Source organism: Halorubrum tibetense (assembly GCF_055396225.1).
Genome location: NZ_AP043742.1, coordinates 1888658 through 1902455, shown reverse-complemented (window position 1 = coordinate 1902455; position 13798 = coordinate 1888658). Strand labels below are relative to the sequence as shown.

Sequence of the window (13798 nt, the reverse complement as noted above, 5' to 3'; positions counted from 1 at the left end):
ACGTCAGTCGCAGAATTCATAAAATAACGCTTCGTGTGTGAGGTTACAGATGGAGGTCAAACGAACTATTCCGGTCAAACTCTCGGTTCCAGAAGACCGAGAGGATGACCTCCATCAGACCATCGAGCAGTTCAACCACGCCTGCAACTACACCGTCCAACACGGCAGGAATGACGACGGCTATCTCGTTCTCAACAAGTCCACCATACACGACGAAGTGTACCATGGCTTGCGAGACGAGACAGACCTGCCCGCGAACCTCTGCGTCCGGGCGTACTCGAAAGCCGTCGAAGCGATGAAATCGACAGTTGCAGACTGGAAGAAGGGTGACAGCCGACCACTCCCCCGATTCAACGAGCCGTCTGCCGTCTACGGCAAACGGACGTTGACCATCAAGGACAGGTCGGCCACTCTTTCGACCATCAAGGGTCGGGTCGCCGTTGACTACGTTCTCGGTGACTACCAGAAGTCCTACCTCGATGATGACGACTACGAGAAACGGATGGGGACGCTCCACTACCGCGAAGACGAGGGTGCGTTCTACCTCCACATCGTCATCCAGAAAGAGGTAGAGGAACGCGGTGGCGACCGCGTGATGGGCGTGGATTTGAACCTGAAGAACGTCGCCGTGACCAGCACGGGGTCGTTCTCCGATGGTGGCGAACTACTGTGGGGACAGAACCACCACTTTCGTGTGCGTCGAAGCCTTCAGCACAAAGGCACTCGCTCCGCCAAGCAGGTACTCCGGCGACTGTCGGGGCGAGAAAACCGCTTCGTGCTGAATCGCCTGCACACTATTTCTCGACGCATCGTGGAGGAGGCAGATGCCCACGACTGTTCGTATATCGCCGTCGAACGCTTGACCCACATCCGTGAGCGAATGGATAATCGGAACGACCAACTGAAGCGTCAGATGCACAATTGGGCGTTCCGAGAACTCCAAGAAATGCTCGCGTACAAGGCCAGCGAGTACGGCATCTGTGTCGAGCAGATACCGCCTGCGTTTACGAGTCAGACCTGCTCGAAGTGTGGCCATCAATCAAGTACGAACCGCGACAGCGAGACTGGTTGGTTCGAGTGCAACGACTGTGGCTACTCGATTGACGGCGACTACAACGCAGCGAAAAACATCGGTCTCAAACTGTTAACTTTACCAGAGGGCAAACGTCCCTCTGGGTTGGGCGACGGTCATCTCGCCCTCAGGTCCGGGACGCTAAACGGGAACGGCGATTACACCGCCTACGACAATTCGTCGTCAGACCGGGAGTCCACGGACAAGCCCACGACTTCAGTCATGGGTCGATGACGACGCTTATACAGCTCACCGGAGTACGGGCGTCCGATGGACCTCCGCCGGCTCGGCGAGTACGACGTGTTGGTCCTCGTCTCCCTCATCTGGTTTCTCGGGAAGTTCGTTCGGTACGCGTTCCCGCCGTTGTTCGAGACGCTGCAGGGTGCTTACGGGGTGAGCACCGCGACGATCGGCGTCGCCTTCACTGGGTTCATGACGGTGTACGCGCTGATGCAGTTCCCGAGCGGTGCGGTCGCGGACCGGGTCGGCCCGGTTCGGGTGATCGTCGCCGGCGCGGCCGTCGCGGGACTCGGCGCGTTGGCGGTCGCGGTCGACGCCCCGTTCGCGGCGCTCGTCGCGGCGATGCTCGTGATCGGTGCCGGAACGGGCGTCCACAAGACCGTCGCGGTGCGGTTGCTCGCGCGCGCCTACCCGGTTCGGACCGGTCGGACCCTCGGCGTCCACGACACGTTCGGGGCGCTGAGCGGGGTGGTCGCACCCGCGGCGGTCGTCGTCTTCCTCTCCGCGCCCCCCTCCCTCGCGTTTCTCCTCGATCGGGTTCCCGGGGCGTCTTGGCGCGGGCTGTTCGTAGTGATCGCGGGCGCGGCGTTCCTCCTCGCCGTCCTGTTCCTCGTCCGGGGGCCCTCCCGGCTGCCGGACGGGGCGGCCGACGGCGACGACGGGGGGTCGGAGCCCGGCGTCACGGAGTATCTGGCGCTGTTTCGGGACCGGCGGTTCACCGCCTTCGTCGCCGTGACGGTCGGGTTCTCGTTCGCGCACAACGGGCTCATCGCGTTCCTCCCGTTGTACCTCTCGCGGGAGGCCGGGCTGACGGCGGCGACGGCGAGCCTACTGTACTCGGTCGTCTTCGCGGTGACGTTCGTCCAGCTGGTCACGGGCGAGCTGTCGGACCGGGTCGGCCGCTACCCGGTGATGGTCGGGACGCTCGGGGTGGCGGCCGTCGCGCTCCTCGCGCTCGTGCTCGCGCCCGGTGTCGCGGTCGGGGCCACCGGCTCCGTCGGCGGCGTCGATGCCGAAACCCTGCTGTTCGGTGTCGTGGTGGCGGCGTTCGGGCTGGGATCGCACGGCTTCCAGCCGGTGCGGAGCGCGTACCTGATGGAGGTGTTGCCGGACCGGATCGCCGGCGGGGGACTCGGGGTGGTCAGAACCCTCCTGATGGGTGCGGGGGCGCTCGCGCCGGGTGTCGTAGGTATCAGCGCCGACCTCGTCGGATTCGGACCGGCGTTCGGGCTGCTGGCCGCGTCGATGGGGGCCGCGGCCGTGCTCGCGGCCGCGCTGTGGCTGAGCGAGTGAGCGACAGAGCACCCACCTCCCTCTCGCTGTCGATCACCCGTCGAGCGTTCCCGGTTCGAACGTCTCCGGGTCGAACTCGTGTGCCCGGAGGTCGTCGGGATCGACTGCTCGAAGCACGGACTCGTCGGTCGCCTCCAACACGACCGGCGGGGCGACGCCAGCCTCCAGCGCCTCCAGCCAGCGACCCACACAGAGACACCAGCGGTCGCCGGGGTTCAGCCCGGGGAACTCGAACTCCGGCCGCGGCGTGATCAGGTCGTTGCCGCGGTCGCGGCTGTACGTCAGGAACTCGGCCGTCAGGACCGCACACAGCGTGTGTTCGCCGACGTCGCCGTCGACATCCCGGCAGTGGCCGTCGCGGAGGTACCCCGTCACCGGGTCGGTGCTGCAGGGCCGGAGCTCGCCGCCGAGGACGTTGCGGTCGACGGAGGTGTCGGCGTCGTCGTGTGGGGGTTCGCCTCGATCGGAGGGTTCGTCTCGATCGATGTCGTCGCGGGAGGCATCGCCGTGAGAGGGATCGTGAGACACACCCGTAGATCGGCCCGCAGTGACTTGGGGGTGTCGCCGACGGGCAGACAGTATAAGGATCGTCCGGGCGAACGACGCTTATGAGCCGGAACGACGAGGTCGCCGCCCTTTTAGAGGAGTTCGCCGACCGACTCGAGGCGACGGGCGTCGAGTACAAGCCGAGCGCGTACCGCCGCGCGGCCGAGAACGTCCGCGAGCACACCGCGCCGATCGAGAACCTCGCGGGCGAGAGCGAGGAGGCAGTCGCGGAGATCGACCGCGTCGGCGACGCTATCGCCGCGAAGATCGTCGAGTACTTCGAAACGGGAGCGATCGAGGAGCTAGAGGCGCTGCGCGCGGAGCTGCCGGCCGATATCGAGGCGCTGACCGCGATCGAGGGCGTCGGCCCGAAGACGGTCGGGACGCTGTACGAGACGTTGGGGATCACGACGCTCGACGAGATGGAGACGGCCGCGGAGGCCGGCGAGATCCGCGAGGTGAAGGGGTTCGGCGCGAAGACGGAGGAGTCGATCCTGGAGAACATCCCGTTCGCACGGGAGTCACGGAAGCGCACCCGGCTCGGCGACGCCCGTCCCGTCGCCGACGACGCGCTCGCGTACCTCGCGGCGCTCGACCCCGTCTCCCGCGTCGAGGTGTGCGGCTCGATCCGTCGCTGGAAGGACACGATCGGCGACATCGATCTGCTCGTCGCCAGCGACGAGCGGGAGCCGATCCTCGACGCGTTCGTCGACTGGCCGGCCGCGGACGCGACGATCGAGGCCGGCACGGGGAAGGCGAGCGTCCGCGCGAACGGCACGAGAGTCGACCTCCGGGTCGTCGACGACGCGGAGTTCGGCGCGGCGCTCCAGTACTTCACCGGCTCGAAGGCGCACAACGTAGAGGTGCGGAACCGCGCGATCGACCGCGGGCTGAAGCTCAACGAGTACGGGCTGTTCGACGTGAGCGACGTCGACGACCCGGACGCCGGGCAACGGGTCGGCGAGCGCGTCGCGGGCGAGACCGAGGACGGGGTGTACGAGACGCTGGGGATGGACCCGGTTCCCCCGGAGCTCCGCGAGGACACGGGAGAGGTGGCGGCCGCGGCCGACGGGACCCTTCCCGACCTCGTCGAGCTGGCCGACCTCCGTGGCGACCTCCACACCCATACCGACTGGTCGGACGGCGGGTTCACGATCCGGGAGATGATCGAGGCGGCGGCCGAGCGCGGTCACGCGTTCCACGCGGTCACCGACCACGCGTCGGGACCCGGGATCTTCGGCAACACCGGGCTCGACGAGGCCGAGATCGCCGAGCAGGTCGAGGCGGTCGCGGCCGCCCGCGACGCGGTCGCCGCCGAGTCCGACATCGAGGTGTTCCACGGCATCGAGGCCAACATCGACGCCGAGGGAGCGATCACGACCGACGACGACGCCCTCGCCGAGCTCGACATCGTCGTCGCCTCGCCGCACTCGGCGCTGGACGCCGGCCCCGACGCCGCGACGGAGCGGCTGGTCCGTGCGGTCGAACACCCCGAAGTCGACGTATTGGGCCACCCGACCGGCCGGATCATCAACAGCCGACCGGGACTCGCCCCGGACATGGACGCCGTCGCGGCGGCGGCCGCCCGCGAAGGGGTGGCGATCGAGGTGAACGCCAATCCCGCCCGCCTCGACGCCGACGGGTCGGCGGTCCGTGCGGCGGTCGAGGCCGGCGCGACGATCGCCGTGAACACGGACGCCCACTCGCCGCGCGAGCTCGATAACGCCCGCTACGGGGTCCACACCGCCCGGCGCGGCTGGGCCGAGCGCGCAGACGTGCTGAACGCGTGGTCAGTTTCGACGATCCGCGAGTTCCTCGGGTAGATGCCGGGTACTCCGGGCACCGACCGCGACGCCGACCCGCCACGCGTTCTCCTCGACGCCATGTGCGGGTCGCTCGCGACGTATCTCCGGATGTGTGGGTACGACGCCGCCTACGCGCTCGACCGGGGGGCGGAAGCGGACGACCGGCTTCGGTCGCTCGCGGCCGCCGAAGATCGGGTCCTGATCACCCGTGACCGCGAGCTCGCGGCCCGGGCCGCCGACGCGGTATTGCTCACCGAGCGCGACGTCCTCGACCAGCTCCGCGAGGTCGCGGACGCCGGATATCCGGTGTCGCTCGCAGCCGAGCCGACCCGCTGCGGGTCGTGTAACGGAGCGGTCGAACGGGTGGATGGGACCGGGGATGAGGACGGCGACTGGAACGGGGGTGACATCCTCCTCGCCGTAAACGGCGAGGCTTCCCACGCATGGGGAATACCAGTTAGTCGTCGCTGGCAGAGGGTTTCGGCTCTTCGTAGGCCGTGAGCGTCATCTGCGCTGGTACGCTCTTCTCACGGTGAGTCGTGGCGGTGTCACAACCGCTCCCATCCCGATGTGAGTCATCGCGTTCCGCCTTGTCAAGCGGGACGCTCTCTCCCCACGGGTCAATCCGTCGTGCGATATTCGCGGAAGCGTTGATGTCGGCCTGAAACGTCGAAACGTGGCAGTCGTCGTTCGGACATCGGAACTCGGCCTGCGAGTCCCGCCGACCGATACGGTGGCACGAGTGACACGTCTGCGAGGTGTACGCCGGATTCACGTACTCGACCGGGATGCCTGCTTCCGTCGCCTTGTCCTCGATGCGCTCTTGCAGTCGGGCGAACGCCCACGAGTGAAGCCGACGGTTCATGTACTTCCCGTAGTCGAGACGCTCACGGATGTACGTCAAGTCCTCCATCACCAACACGGGATTCTCGTACTGCTTTGCGTACTCGACGGCTTGCCGAGACGCTTTCTCCACGATGTCGGTGAGCGCGTTCTGGTAGTGCGAGAAACGGTCTTCGATACGCCACTCGGATGCGTCACGCTCTTGGAGTCGTTTCAGGGTCGTGTGCATCTCTTTGCGGAGATGCTTCGCTCTGCTCCCGCTACACACGAACGGGTCAGTCGGAGAACCATCCTTGAGGGCACAGCCCGTGATAAGGGCGGTTTCTCCGATGTCTAAACCGATGTGCGTGGCGTCACCGTTTGTCGCTGGTTCTTCAACCGGGTACTCGACGGTGACGTGCAGTACCCAGTTCTTCCGGTGCTGTTGAAGCCGTATTTCGCCCGCCTTCGCGCCCTCCGATACGAGGTCGTGCCAGAGGTCTTCCTGTTCAGGATTGATTTGGAGCGGTATCCAGAAGTTCGTTCCCCGACCGGGACGCGGAACCCACCACGTGAACGCGTAGTCGCGCTCGTCGGAGTGGTCGAACTTCGCGGCTTGGTTCGTGAGCCGTATCGGGTGGCCGTCGTCCAACTCCTTCGCGTTGTACGTCTTGCGGAGTTTCGGGACGTAGTTGCAGAGCGCGGCTTTGGCCTGATACGGCAGGTCGTAGGGCGTCACGATGTCGCTCACCGCCGACATGGTACTCGCCCCGGCGTCGAACGCCTCTTGCAGACCGTCACGGTACGTGTCGAGCAGGTCGTTGAGTTTCGACTGCTTGTGCGCGGTGGGGGGCGCGAACGTCGCCTGCAACGTCTTCGTGACGGTCGTGGACATCGCTACTGCCCCTCGACGTACTTCATGAGTACGTCGATGCTCACTTGGCCGGTGGTGGCGAGGAAGTATCCCGGTTGCCAGAACGCTTTGTTGAGTGCCTGCCGAACCTCGGGGTTCTCGTCACGGATTTTGCGGGACGTGACGCCCTTGAGCGAGTTGATGAACTTGGTGAGGTCAGTCGTTGGCTTCGCCGTGAAGAGGATGTGAACGTGGTCGCTTCCGCCGTTGACGTTCTGGATGTTCACGCCGAAATCCTCTGAGATGTCGCTGGCAATCTCACCGACCCGTTCTGCGATTTCGTCGGTGAGTAGGTCTGCGCGGTACTTCGTGACGGTCACGAAGTGATATTGGAGTGCGTAGACCGTGTGCGACCCGGTTTCGAGGTTGTAATTCATTTGGCCGTACTGATTTCTGCACACCCAATTCTAATAAATGTTTGCAGTCGTGGGGTATTCGGCCTGCAACCGACGGTGGTTCGTATAGGAGTTGTCGGCTTCACGCCCGCCGTAAACAGCGGGATTCTCGCCTTGAAAAAAGATAGGGACGCGAACGGGGACGGCGACGGAGGTGATGACGCGAACGGAGACAGCGACGGAGGTGATGACGCGAACGGAGACAGCGACGGAGGTGGTGACGCGAACGGGGACGAACACAGCCGTGGAGACGCGACACCGGGCGTCGACCGACCCGACTACGTGCCGGATCCCGGTCCCGAGAGCCCCGACCGGTTCTGGCGGTGTCGCGAGTGCGGCCAGTGGTTCTGGAAGGGCGGCCACTGGGAGTCCGTCGGCGAGCGGCTTCGGGCGCTCTGACTCGGGTCCTCCCGCCGTTCCCACCGTCTCTTCCCCTCTCATCGGAGCACAACCGGTATCCGCTCCCCGACCGTATGCCCCGGCAATGGAGCTGGGGACAGCCGTCGATCGCCTGGAGGGGATCGTCGACCGCGTGGAAACGGAGCCGATGCCCGTTCCGGTCCGGGAGGTGTGGGCGTTCGGCGACGTCGCCCTCGGGCTCGACCCGATCCAGCGGCTCGACGTGTACGTGACGAAGGACGTTATCATGGGCGGCGACGCGGACGCGGCCGCCGAGTTCGAGGCCGAGTATGGGATCAAGGGCGTGGGTACCACGGTCGACGCCGCGTGGGCTCGGGCGAACCCCGACCGGGTCCGCGCGAGCGACAACGGGTACGCCGCCCCCGAGAAGTGCCTCGCCGCCGAGCTCGTCGGCGAGGGGGCGGGTGCCGACGACGAGCCGATCCACCTGGAGGTGTGTAACGCGAGCTTCGGCGACAACGTCGCCCAGCGGCTGAAGGGTGCGCTGGCACGGGAGGCGTACGGGGACGCGCTCGACCCCCGAGGCGTCTGTCTATGGGTCGACGGGCAGCGCGATGAGGAGGCGTTCACGAAGCTCCGTGAGGCCGCCTTCGCGATGCCGACGCTGTCGGACGCGTTCGGAATGCTCGGCGCGAACGACGCCGACGCCGAGGCGGCCGCGTCGGCGCTGAACGCCGAGCGGGCGACACAGGAGGGGGCGTCCGTCCGCGGCGACATGGTATAACGCCGCACCGAGGGCGACCCGCTACCGACGCCGATCATCGAGCGTTCGGTGGCCCGACGTCGGTCAGTTCGTCGCTCGGCCGTCGGTCGATCGACCGTCCGGCACCCGGCCGACAGTCACCTCGAACGGGACGAGTTCCAGCCGCTCGTAGCTTCCCTCGCGCATCCCCTCGATCACGTCGCGGCCGAGCTCGCGCCAGCGCTGTCGGAGGTCGTCGTACGCGTCGGCCGACAGCGCGGCCCGCAGCTCGGTTCGGTGGTCGGCCAGCCCCGCCCCGGACGCCTTCCGCGCGGCGGCCTCGAGGGCGGCCTCGTCGTACGGCGGAGCCGTCCGTTTCTCGTGGAGGTACTGCCGTGTCCGGACGTCGACGAGCCCGGCGTCGGCGAACAGCGTCCGCACCCGGTCGCCGAGCGCGACGTCCGTCTCCACCCCGTCGAGGTACGCGCGTCGCGCCTCCCGTTCGAGGTCGGCCTCCCGGTCCACCGTCGAGGAAACGGCCACCTGGGCGTTGTCCGGTTCGACGACGGCGACGAGGTCGCGAGAGACCCGCGCCAGCTCCGCGACGCCGACGGCGGGGTCGGGGAGGTTGATGAGGAGCGCCTGACAGGCCGCGAGGTCGACCCCGCCGTCGGCGACCGGGAGCCGGGTGGCGTCGCCGGCGAGGTAGACGGGCGGGGCCGCGGACGCCCTGGACCCAGCAGCCCCTGCAGATCGATCGGAGGGCCCGGACCCGCCGTCCACGCCCGCAGCCGGCCCGCTATCCGCGCCTACAACCGACTCGCTGTCCTCGCCCGCAACCGATCCGGCGGACTGTTCGCGTGCCACTCCCAACAGGTCGATGTCGGCGTCGACGCCGATCACGGTCGCTTCCGGATCGGTTTCCTCGCGGAGGACGCGCGTGAACTCGCCCGTGCCGCAGCCGACATCGAGGACGCGCCGCCGACTCGACAGCGCGAGGTCGGCCAGCGCCGCTCGGTCGCCCTCCCACATCCCCTCGCGGGTGCGCTCGAGGTACTCCGCCGAGAAACGTCTCACGGGGGGCGTTGGCGGACGACGGGATTAAAGACGGGGATCCGGTTGCCCAACCACGGCAGAGGCACACCGAGTCACGGTAGTCGCAGCAGAGGCACACCGAGTCATGACCCGGCCGCCTCACGCCTCGCTGTCGTCGCTGCCGATCCCGAGAAGGTCGGCCGCCATCGCGGCCGCGACGCCGACGCAGTAGCCGAGGAACGCGCCGCTCACGCCGACGAGGGCGAACCCGACCGTCAACGACCCGAGCAGGGCGTCACCGCCGCCGACGTTGGGGACGCCGACGAGCGTGCCGACGGCGACGAGGACGGCGAACACGACGGCGGGGACGATCCCGACTGCGAGACAGGCCGGACCGCCACACCGGGCGTACGCGCCAAGCGCCGCTACCGGCGCGGGCGCGTAAAACACCAGCAGTGGCACCACTCGCTCCGTGAGTACCGCCGCGACCGGGGCGTCGACGAGGTCTGCGACGACCGCCGCGACCATCGCGAGCGCGACGAGAGCGGCGAACCCGCCGACGAGCTTGACGGCGAGATCGCGTTCCCGGCCGACGAGCAGGGCTTCCGAAGTCGCCATATCCGGGGTGTGTGAACCGGAGGCATAAAAAGCCGCGTCGGACGCGCGGCGGCGGCCCTCGACGGGGCTCGGAGGCGATCGGTCGATCGTATCCGGTGGGTTTCCCTGTGCGCCGAAGTCAGTCATGCCCGGTTCCGAGAGACGGGAACGCGCCGTGTTTCGGGAAGCACGTGGAGCGGGGATCAGTCCTCCGGCCATCGCTCGTCGCCCCGGTCTTCGTCCGTCCCGACCCCGTACTTCTCGGAGAACGTTTGGTCTGAGAGGTCCCCCCGGGCGACATCGACGGCGTCGCGGATCAGTTCGACGGTGGCGTCGTCCATGGCCGGCTCGGGGGCCGATGAGGGATCGTCGGCGGGATCGGACCGATCCAGGGCCGAGTGATCGGTGGCCGGTTCGGTCGAGCGCTCGTGTTCCTCGTCGCGTCCCATGGTCGGGGTGAAGCTCACCGCACCCCTCCGACTGCCGCTTGACCTATTGACTGTTTTATACCCATCCGGTGTCGAGCGACACAGTCCCACACCCATCGTCGATCGGTCCATCGTCACGTCGGCGTGCTGTCTCTCCGCCGACTCGATGTCCACGTCGTTCCGACTGGCGGGACTTTCGCCTCGACTGTCGCATAAAAACGTCCGAACAGGTGAAGGGACATAGAGACGGGAGTAGAGACCGTTCGATGGAGCACGATGAACGAGACGACTGCTGTCCGACCGATGGCAACCGGCGAACGGCGGGAATATCGGGAATGATTGGAGCCCAGCGGCAGGCGGGATCGCCCGCCCAGCCGTGTGTCGCCCGATCGCCCTGCTGCCTATCGAACGCCACGTCGTCGACCGCGGGTCGTCGGGTGCTCGTGGCTCGTCGAGTCTCGCGATCGTGGCCCGACACCGGGCTCCGGATCCCCCGCGATGTCGACGGGTTCGTTCGGCAGCTCGCGACGAACACCGAGGAAGAGCGACCAGTAGGACAGCACCGAGAGGTGTCGCCGTGACCCGCCCTGAAAACCCCAACGACCCGAAAGAGAGGGCTATCGACCTCTTGACCGGGCTCGACCGCGTTCGACGGGAGCACGGGACCGTGACGGTGTCGTGTCAGTTCGAGTGTGCGTCAGATGGGACGTTCGGCGGTCGGTGGCGGGGTGTTCGCCTCCGTGACTTGCTCGGGTCGGCACCCCCGGAGACGACCCACGTCCGAGCGGTTTCCACCGACGGCTACTGTGCACCTGTCGCCCTCGCGGACGCACTCGACACCGTGGTGGCCGTCGACCGACTCGACGCGCCGAACGAGGGGCTTCCCCGACTCGTCGGCGAGGGACTCGACAGCACCGAGACGGTCCGCGGTCTCGACCGGCTCGAACCGGTCGCGTTACCCCCCGATGCCGACCCCGAGCCGACGGCCATCGACGGCTCCGATCCGACCGACGCGGAGGAGTAGTCCGACTCAGTTCTCCCGCAGCTCCCGGACCCGATCGATGTTCCACGCGAAGCTCTTCCCGTCTTCCGTCGGCGTTTCGAGCGCCAAGGGAACGTCACGTAAGTCCGGATGGTTGAGTATCCGTGCCATCCCGTCCTCGCCGATGTGTCCCTCCCCGATGTGGGCGTGTTCGTCCTTGTGGGTGCCACAGGCGTGTTTCGAGTCATTGAGGTGGATGTACTCGAGGTGCTCTAACCCGACGACATCGTCGAACTCCGCGACCGTCTCGTCGACCGCCTCGGGCGTGGAGAGGTCGTAGCCAGCGGCGAACGCGTGGGCCGTGTCGACACAGACGTCGATCGGCGTCTCGGTGCGGTCGATGATCCCGGCGAGGTGTTCGAACTCGCCGCCGAGCTTCGTCCCCGCGCCGGCGTCGCTCTCGATCAGGATCGTGACGCCGTCGGGGACGTCGAGCTCGTCGATGACGCTCGCCGCGTTGTCGAGGCCGCCCTCGACACCCGCGCCGGTGTGTGCACCGAGGTGGACGTTCACGTACGGGATGTCGAGCGTTGCCGCCGCGTCGACCTCCTTCTGCATCGAGTCGAGCGACTTCTCTCGGAGTCCCTCTTTTGGCGTACAGAGGTTCACAAGGTACGAGGTGTGGATCACCCACGGTCCCTCCAGGTCCCGTTCGGTCCCCGAACGGAAGCGTTCGGCCTCCTCGTCGCCGATATTCGGGTCCTGCCACACCTGCGGGGAGTGGGTGAAGATCTGCCCGCAGTTCCCGCCGACCTCGATCTGGTTCGCGACGGCGTTGTCGACGCCGCCGGCGATAGATACGTGTGCACCGACTCTCAGGCTCATACCTACCGTAGACGGTCGGGGGGAAAAGCCGCTTCGGAAGGGTCACGCGGTCTCGGTTCGCCGTGTCGCCCGGATCGGGTGCAAGCGAACGGTTCTTATCCAGTTGTCCCGTCCGGCCACCATGACCGACGACGCACTTCGCGTCGGCGACGAGATCCCTGACGTCTCCGGGGACCTCGTCTCACCCGGCGGGGAGGCGACGCGGACCGCCCTCCGAGCCCTCCTCGCGGACGGTCCGGTGTTGTTGTGTTTCTACACGGCGGACTTCAGTCCGGACTGCATCGAGCAGTGGTGTTCGTTCCGCGATTTCGACTGGTTCGCCTCCGGCGACCACGTCCGGGTCGTCGGCGTCAGCAAGTCCGGGGTCGGGCTCCACCGCCGGTTCATCGCTCGGCTCGGTCTCACTTTCCCCATCTTCTCCGACACGGACCTCTCCATCTCCGAGGGGTTCGGCGTCGACTACCGGGTGCTCGGGCTCGTGCGGCGCTCACGACGTTCCTGTTTCCTGATCGACGGGGCAGGGGTCGTCCGCTACCGCTGGCTCAGCGAGCACTGGCTCGACCCGACCCGCGATGTCCCGCCGGTGGCGGAGATCCACGAGGCGGTCCGTGAGCGCCTCGACGCGACGGATCCGGACACGTTCGGGTTCTGAGACGGCTGGCGGGCTTCGCGTGTCTCGCGCTCTCGCGCCCCACGCACGTCTCACGTCCCCGGCCTCCAGCCACCTCACTCGTGGTCCCTCCCCGACTTCCCTCGTGGCGATCGGACCCAGCCGTCGTCCCGGTACTTCCCCACGACGAGATTGCGTGCCAACTCCGTCTCGTCGTCGCGCCACGCCGCGTCCGTCTCGATCGACCCGGTTCCCGACTCGATCCAGTCCACGAGCGCTGACTCCAGTGTACGGACTGCCGCCGCGCGGTCAACATCGGCCAGCTCGTCGATCCCGACGACCCGCTCGCGGAACCGCTCGGCCGTCACCGGCGGGTCCGCGAAAACGTCGAGGTGTGCCGGCGCGTCGACCGAGAACGTCAACGAGCCGTGTTGGACGACCGCGTCCCGGGTGCGGTACTGCGCGTTGCCAGCGATCTTTCGGCCGTCGGCGACGACGTCGTGTGCGGGGTGGAGCTCCCGGAGGTAACAGGCCGGGTGGTGGAGCTCGGGGACCGACTCGTCGACGTAGTCGGCGTCGATCCCGAGTCGGGTGAACGCGTCGAGCACGGGCTCACACAACAGGTGGTAGGCGTCGAGGAGGCGTCCCGGAACCGCGTCGGTGGGGACCGCGATCGAGTAGGCGATATCGCCGTAGGCGTCGTGGTAGATCCCACCGCCGCCGGTCTGTCTCCGGGTGATGTCCACGCCCGCGCGGTCGCAGGCGTCCCAGTCCACCGTGCCGGGGTCCTGCCCGTAGCCGAGGGTGAGACAGCTCGGGTCCCAGCGATAGGTCCGTACCGTGGCGGTCCCCGTCTCGCTCGCGGTCGCGGCCGCGGCCTCGTCGAGCGCCATCTGCATCGGCCCCGGTCGCCGCTGCTCGCGCATCACCCGCCAGTCGACATCGGGCGCGGTCATACCCCGAAGTCCGGTTGGCGTCCCGAAAGCGGTTGTGTTCCTCGCGGTGGTCCGCCCCACTGACGAGTTCAAATTGTATATCGCTGCATGTGATTTATCAGCCCGAGCAGTCCGACG

At 67.2% G+C, this 13798-nt stretch carries 16 protein-coding genes; 8 read left to right on the top strand and 8 right to left on the bottom strand.

The features are described from left to right. Positions 1 to 49 precede the first annotated feature (49 nt). Together ACZ5TV_RS09615 and ACZ5TV_RS09610 are read left to right on the top strand one after the other, a co-directional pair. Positions 50 to 1306, top strand: coding sequence for an RNA-guided endonuclease InsQ/TnpB family protein (locus ACZ5TV_RS09615; RefSeq protein ID WP_379782118.1), 1257 nt, complete (start codon positions 50 to 52; stop codon positions 1304 to 1306). Between the two features lie 36 nt (positions 1307 to 1342). Further along, a complete protein-coding gene (locus ACZ5TV_RS09610; protein ID WP_464383766.1) occupies positions 1343 to 2605 on the top strand; it encodes an MFS transporter in 1263 nt (420 codons plus the stop codon). A 33-nt stretch (positions 2606 to 2638) separates the two neighbouring features. On the opposite strand, the gene ACZ5TV_RS09605 is transcribed toward ACZ5TV_RS09610, so the two are convergent. Further along, positions 2639 to 3091 carry a DUF2237 family protein gene (locus tag ACZ5TV_RS09605; RefSeq protein ID WP_379782727.1) on the bottom strand — a complete coding sequence of 151 codons (453 nt, stop codon included), beginning with the start codon at positions 3089 to 3091 and terminating at the stop codon, positions 2639 to 2641. 122 nt (positions 3092 to 3213) lie between these two features. Here ACZ5TV_RS09605 and polX point away from each other — a divergent pair, with 122 nt between their 5' ends. Both polX and ACZ5TV_RS09595 read left to right on the top strand, forming a co-directional pair. Beyond that, positions 3214 to 4974 (top strand): DNA polymerase/3'-5' exonuclease PolX, encoded by a 1761-nt coding sequence (gene polX / locus ACZ5TV_RS09600; protein WP_464383765.1) that lies wholly within the window; start codon positions 3214 to 3216, stop codon positions 4972 to 4974. Further along, on the top strand, positions 4975 to 5457 hold the full coding sequence (locus tag ACZ5TV_RS09595; RefSeq protein ID WP_379784173.1) for a Mut7-C RNAse domain-containing protein: 483 nt from the start codon (positions 4975 to 4977) through the stop codon (positions 5455 to 5457). Here the strand turns inward: ACZ5TV_RS09595 and ACZ5TV_RS09590 are convergent. Together ACZ5TV_RS09590 and tnpA are read right to left on the bottom strand one after the other, a co-directional pair. After that, a complete protein-coding gene (locus ACZ5TV_RS09590) occupies positions 5414 to 6673 on the bottom strand; it encodes an RNA-guided endonuclease TnpB family protein (protein WP_464383764.1) in 1260 nt (419 codons plus the stop codon). The genes ACZ5TV_RS09595 and ACZ5TV_RS09590 overlap by 44 nt on opposite strands. Positions 6674 to 6675: 2 nt before the next feature. Further along, positions 6676 to 7068: an IS200/IS605 family transposase gene (gene tnpA, locus ACZ5TV_RS09585; RefSeq protein WP_464383763.1), complete on the bottom strand. Its 393-nt coding sequence runs from the start codon at positions 7066 to 7068 to the stop codon at positions 6676 to 6678. 132 nt (positions 7069 to 7200) lie between these two features. On the opposite strand from tnpA, the gene ACZ5TV_RS09580 reads away from it, so the two are divergent. Together ACZ5TV_RS09580 and ACZ5TV_RS09575 are read left to right on the top strand one after the other, a co-directional pair. Beyond that, positions 7201 to 7485, top strand: coding sequence for a Mut7-C RNAse domain-containing protein (locus ACZ5TV_RS09580; RefSeq protein ID WP_464383762.1), 285 nt, complete (start codon positions 7201 to 7203; stop codon positions 7483 to 7485). An 85-nt stretch (positions 7486 to 7570) separates the two neighbouring features. Further along, positions 7571 to 8230 carry a DUF7095 family protein gene (locus tag ACZ5TV_RS09575; protein ID WP_379783755.1) on the top strand — a complete coding sequence of 220 codons (660 nt, stop codon included), beginning with the start codon at positions 7571 to 7573 and terminating at the stop codon, positions 8228 to 8230. Positions 8231 to 8293: 63 nt separating this feature from the next. On the opposite strand, the gene ACZ5TV_RS09570 is transcribed toward ACZ5TV_RS09575, so the two are convergent. The 3 genes from ACZ5TV_RS09570 to ACZ5TV_RS09560 all read right to left on the bottom strand — a co-directional run bounded on the left by ACZ5TV_RS09570 (position 8294) and on the right by ACZ5TV_RS09560 (position 10287). Further along, entirely contained in the window at positions 8294 to 9265 is a 972-nt protein-coding gene (locus ACZ5TV_RS09570; protein ID WP_464383761.1) for a class I SAM-dependent methyltransferase, read from the bottom strand. Positions 9266 to 9382: 117 nt separating this feature from the next. Next, a complete protein-coding gene (locus tag ACZ5TV_RS09565) occupies positions 9383 to 9841 on the bottom strand; it encodes a hypothetical protein (protein ID WP_464383760.1) in 459 nt (152 codons plus the stop codon). Between the two features lie 182 nt (positions 9842 to 10023). Next, positions 10024 to 10287: a hypothetical protein gene (locus ACZ5TV_RS09560; protein ID WP_379779252.1), complete on the bottom strand. Its 264-nt coding sequence runs from the start codon at positions 10285 to 10287 to the stop codon at positions 10024 to 10026. 538 nt (positions 10288 to 10825) lie between these two features. Here ACZ5TV_RS09560 and ACZ5TV_RS09555 point away from each other — a divergent pair. Beyond that, positions 10826 to 11272 (top strand): molybdopterin-dependent oxidoreductase, encoded by a 447-nt coding sequence (locus ACZ5TV_RS09555; protein WP_379779248.1) that lies wholly within the window; start codon positions 10826 to 10828, stop codon positions 11270 to 11272. A gap of 6 nt (positions 11273 to 11278) precedes the next feature. Here the strand turns inward: ACZ5TV_RS09555 and ACZ5TV_RS09550 are convergent, their stop codons facing one another. After that, positions 11279 to 12109 (bottom strand): deoxyribonuclease IV, encoded by an 831-nt coding sequence (locus ACZ5TV_RS09550; RefSeq protein WP_379779260.1) that lies wholly within the window; start codon positions 12107 to 12109, stop codon positions 11279 to 11281. Positions 12110 to 12236: 127 nt separating this feature from the next. Between ACZ5TV_RS09550 and ACZ5TV_RS09545 the strand changes: the two genes are divergently transcribed. Next, positions 12237 to 12767, top strand: a complete 531-nt coding sequence (locus ACZ5TV_RS09545) for a redoxin domain-containing protein (protein WP_379779246.1) — start codon at positions 12237 to 12239, stop codon at positions 12765 to 12767. A 74-nt stretch (positions 12768 to 12841) separates the two neighbouring features. Here the strand turns inward: ACZ5TV_RS09545 and ACZ5TV_RS09540 are convergent, their stop codons facing one another. After that, positions 12842 to 13681 (bottom strand): lipoate--protein ligase family protein, encoded by an 840-nt coding sequence (locus tag ACZ5TV_RS09540; RefSeq protein ID WP_379779244.1) that lies wholly within the window; start codon positions 13679 to 13681, stop codon positions 12842 to 12844. Positions 13682 to 13798: the final 117 nt, after the last annotated feature.

Coding starts and splice junctions, on each gene's coding strand:
- ACZ5TV_RS09615 (WP_379782118.1), top strand. CDS start 50: ATGGAGGTCAAACGAACTATTCCGGTCAAACTCTCGGTTCCAGAAGAC.
- ACZ5TV_RS09610 (WP_464383766.1), top strand. CDS start 1,343: ATGGACCTCCGCCGGCTCGGCGAGTACGACGTGTTGGTCCTCGTCTCC.
- polX (WP_464383765.1), top strand. CDS start 3,214: ATGAGCCGGAACGACGAGGTCGCCGCCCTTTTAGAGGAGTTCGCCGAC.
- ACZ5TV_RS09595 (WP_379784173.1), top strand. CDS start 4,975: ATGCCGGGTACTCCGGGCACCGACCGCGACGCCGACCCGCCACGCGTT.
- ACZ5TV_RS09590 (WP_464383764.1), bottom strand. CDS start 6,673: ATGTCCACGACCGTCACGAAGACGTTGCAGGCGACGTTCGCGCCCCCC.
- tnpA (WP_464383763.1), bottom strand. CDS start 7,068: ATGAATTACAACCTCGAAACCGGGTCGCACACGGTCTACGCACTCCAA.
- ACZ5TV_RS09575 (WP_379783755.1), top strand. CDS start 7,571: ATGGAGCTGGGGACAGCCGTCGATCGCCTGGAGGGGATCGTCGACCGC.
- ACZ5TV_RS09565 (WP_464383760.1), bottom strand. CDS start 9,841: ATGGCGACTTCGGAAGCCCTGCTCGTCGGCCGGGAACGCGATCTCGCC.
- ACZ5TV_RS09545 (WP_379779246.1), top strand. CDS start 12,237: ATGACCGACGACGCACTTCGCGTCGGCGACGAGATCCCTGACGTCTCC.
- ACZ5TV_RS09540 (WP_379779244.1), bottom strand. CDS start 13,681: ATGACCGCGCCCGATGTCGACTGGCGGGTGATGCGCGAGCAGCGGCGA.